The sequence below is a fragment of the Pseudonocardia sp. SID8383 genome (assembly GCF_009864975.1).
Lineage (GTDB): Bacteria > Actinomycetota > Actinomycetes > Mycobacteriales > Pseudonocardiaceae > Pseudonocardia > Pseudonocardia alni.
Window position 1 is genome coordinate 1 of record NZ_WWFY01000112.1, and the last position, 3,182, is coordinate 3,182.

Annotated in this window: 3 protein-coding genes; 2 read left to right on the forward strand and 1 reads right to left on the reverse strand. The window is 75.5% G+C overall.

The window, feature by feature from the left end; genetic code table 11:
* On the reverse strand, positions 1-1,121 hold a 1,121-nt coding region (locus GTW08_RS02660), incomplete at its 3' end, for a glycosyltransferase family 4 protein (RefSeq protein WP_346009840.1).
* Between the two features lie 211 nt (positions 1,122-1,332).
* Here GTW08_RS02660 and cobF point away from each other — a divergent pair.
* Positions 1,333-2,139 (forward strand): precorrin-6A synthase (deacetylating), encoded by an 807-nt coding sequence (gene cobF / locus GTW08_RS02665; RefSeq protein WP_161151341.1) that lies wholly within the window; start codon positions 1,333-1,335, stop codon positions 2,137-2,139.
* A 30-nt stretch (positions 2,140-2,169) separates the two neighbouring features.
* Complete coding sequence (locus GTW08_RS02670; RefSeq protein WP_161151342.1) at positions 2,170-2,661, forward strand: SRPBCC family protein; 492 nt, start codon at positions 2,170-2,172, stop codon at positions 2,659-2,661.
* Positions 2,662-3,182 lie beyond the last annotated feature (521 nt).

The window sequence follows — 3,182 nt, forward strand, 5'->3', positions numbered from 1 at the left end:
CTGCGGTAGACGTCACCGAGCCGGACCGCCCACGGTGCCGCCGCGAACCGGTCGAGGAACCGCCGCCGGGCCCCGCCCCCGAGCCGGGCACGCAGGTCGGCGTCGCGGGTCAGCCGCACCAGCTCGTCGGCGATCCGGGTGGCGTCGACCGGGGCCAGCAGGCCGGTCTCGCGGGTCACGATCTCCGGGATCCCGCCGACCCGCGTCGCGACCGCCGGGGTCCCGGTGCCGTGGCCGAGCAGCAGCATGCGGGGCATCGTGTCGTGCCGGGTCGTGTGCAGCTGCACATCGGCGGCGCGGAGCAGCGCGACCGGGTCGGTGCTGCGGCGGAACGTCACCCGGCCGGACAGCGCCTCGTCGGCGGCGACGCGCGACTCCAGCCACGGCCGCAGCGGCCCGTCGCCGCCGAGCACCACGGTGAGCGGCTCGTCCGGTCCGATCCCGGCGACGGCGTCGAGCAGCATGTCCTGCCCCTGGCCGCGGCGCATCGGCGCGACCGAGACGGCGACGACCTCGTGGTCGTCCACGCCGAGCCCGCGCCGCAGCCGCTCCCGCTCCTCGGGCGTGCCCTCGCCCGGGTCGGCGGCGCCGTCCGGGATTACCGACAGGCCCTCGGTGGACCCGGCGGCGCGGCGGTACCAGTCGCGCTGCAGGGCTGACGTCGCGATCGTGCGGGTCATGAACCGCTTGCGCGCCAACGTCTTCGCGGTCCGCCGCAACTGGTCGCCGCGGTCGGCGGGGTGCTCGTGGATGTGGTGCAGCGTGGACACCGCGGGCACCCGCAGCCGGGCCGCGGCGGCGGAGCCGACGACGTCGGGCCGGGCGCCGTGGGTGTGCACCAGGTCGACACCGTGCTCCCGGAACGCGGCGAGGACCTTCAGCACGGCACGCGGGTCCCACGGCGCGACGTTCAGCTCGACCGGTGGTGCCCCGGCGCGGGCCATGCGCTCGGCGACGTCGGAGTGTCCGGAGGGGGCCAGCGCGACGACCACCACCCGGAACCCGGCGTCCGGGGCCGCGGCGGCGAGGTCACCGAGCGCGGCGGCGACGCCGCGGTCGTCGAGCGACTCGACGAGGTGTCCGATCGTCAGGGTCCTGCTGCTGTGATCGCTGGTGGGCACGGTGACGTGGCCTCCCGGGGTGGCGCTGCGGGGTCGGTCCTCGGCGGTCGGCCGGTGACCCGGTCGTGGCTCGCCGGTCACCATGACACTACCGAGTGACGACGTCGCGTGACGGGGTCGGACGCTGCGCGCATCGGGCGACACCGGGCGGGGGGTGCCTGCCGATCGGGGGAGTGCCGGGCAGCGCCCGGGGTCCGTTACGGTCACTCCGGTGCGCACGGTTCTCGTGATCGGGATCGGGGCCGGTGACCCCGACCACCTCACCCTCCAGGCGGTCCGCGCCCTGCGACGGGCCGACGTCGTGTTCGTCATCGATAAGGGGCTCGACGGCGGGGGGTCGCAGGACGACCTGCTGGCCCTGCGCACCGAGCTCCTGCGGCGGCACCGCCCGGACGGCGGGTACCGGCTGGTCACCGCGCCCGAGGTGGGCCGGGACCGCGGCACCGAGGTCGAGCGCGACGACGAGCGCTACCGCGACGTCGTCGTCGACTGGCAGGACCGCCGTGCCCGGCTCTACCGCGACATGCTCGACGCCGAGCTGGCCGACGGGCAGACCGGCGCCTTCCTGGTCTGGGGCGACCCCTCCCTCTACGACGGGACGCTGCGCCTGCTCGACCGGGTCCTCGACGGCGCGGGGGAGCAGTGGTCGGTCGAGTCGGTCGCCGGGATCTCCAGCGTCGCCGCCCTCGCCGCCGCCCACCGGCTGATCCTCAACCGGGTCGGGCGCCCCGTCCTGATCACCACCGGGCGCCGGATCGCCGAGGGGATGCCCACCGACGTCGACGACGTCGTCGTGATGCTCGACGGTCGCACCGCCTTCGCCACGCTGCCCGACGAGCAGCGCCGTGAGCTGCACATATTCTGGGGCGCCTACCTGGGTACGCCCGACGAGCTGCTCGTCGCCGGGCCGCTCGTCGAGGTGACCGACGAGATCCTGAAGGTCCGGGCCGAAGCCCGGGAGAACAAGGGGTGGATCATGGACACCTACCTGCTGCGCCGGGGTGCCGACGAGCGCTGACCCGCCGCGGCCCGACGACGAGGAGGTCGCATGCGCTACGCCGACGGACCCACCACCGAGGCCACCGCCCGGGTCGCCGCACCGCCCCAGGCGGTGTGGGAGCTGGTGACCGACCCGGCGTTCCTGGCCCGGGTGTCGACCGAGATGCAGCGCGCCTCGTGGGGCGAGGGTGACGAGCCGGGCCTCGGGGCCCGGCTGCACGGCCACCACCGCCACGACGCGATCGGGGAGTGGAGCACCGTCTCCACCGTCACCGGATGGGAGCCGGAGCGGCTGTTCGAGTGGACGGTCGGGCTCGGTGACGAGAGCGGGGCGACGGCCGTGTGGCGTTTCGAGCTCACCCCCGACGGCGAGGGGACCGCGCTGCGCCAGTGGGCCCGGATGGGTCCCGGGCCGTCGGGCCTCACGCAGGCGATCGAGCGGTGGCCGGACAAGGAGGAGCGGATCGTCGAGGGCCGGCTGCGGGAGTGGCGGACCGGGATGGAACGCAACCTCGACGCCGTCCGCGAGCGCCTCGGCTAGTTCCCCGTCCGGGGTGGCGGCCACGCGCCGGGACGTACGAGCGGTGGCCGTTCTGCGACGACCCGTCACTCCGGCGTCGCCCGCTCGTTGAGCGGAGGGGGTCTCCGGCGATCCTGAGAACACGGAGGGTGTTCGTCGTAGATCGTTGAGCCGTTCGGTCCAGCCGCCCTGTCAGTCGGCGTCCGGAGTCGACCCGTGATCGCCCGGGTCGCCGAGGTGCTCTCAGAAAAGCAACCTCGACGGGTCACCGTTTCGTAACGTCCCGAACCGGACGAGCCGGGTGACCCGGCCCGATCCGGCCGCTCCCCAGGGGTGCCCCCGCACCCCGGCCACGCCGGTGCCCGCGCCGTCCTCCACCGCTCCCCAGCACCCTCGCCCGCGGCGAGGCGGAAGGACCGCTCGAGATGGGCAAGCACACCCGGACCGGCCACCGTTCGACCGGCGTCGCCGCGGCGGTGGCCGCCGGCCGGCCCCTCCGCGGGCGGCGCAGGCACGCCGCTCCCTCCGCGGGCACCGCGCGC

Bases quoted from the DNA above. Each gene is read 5' to 3' on its own strand.
- GTW08_RS02670 (WP_161151342.1), top strand. From the start codon at position 2,170: ATGCGCTACGCCGACGGACCCACCACCGAGGCCACCGCCCGGGTCGCC.